Genomic DNA, 236 nt, shown 5'->3' on the forward strand with positions numbered 1-236 from the left:
AAGCCCGACAAGTCGCGCCAGCGCCGTTTGACCAGCACTTGGGCAGGACTCGCGAGGCCCAGGACGAGCTGCCGAGCGCACCTGACAGCAGCAACCGCGTGAACAGCGGGGGCGTCATCATCAACGATGAACATTACACAGCGCTGGTGAGACCGGCGAAGAGGCAGAGGGTCCTGAATACGCCGCAAGCCGCCGCCATTCAGCCGCCGCTGAGCGAAATCGGCAATTCAGGCGGC

At 64.4% G+C, this 236-nt stretch carries 1 pseudogene; it reads left to right on the top strand.

Annotation, left to right across the window (positions count from 1 at the left end):
• Window positions 1-38 precede the first annotated feature (38 nt).
• Window positions 39-236 (top strand): annotated as a pseudogene (locus tag AC0L16_RS33725) (hypothetical protein); the annotation flags it as partial.

Source organism: Mesorhizobium sp. WSM4848, from assembly GCF_055811375.1.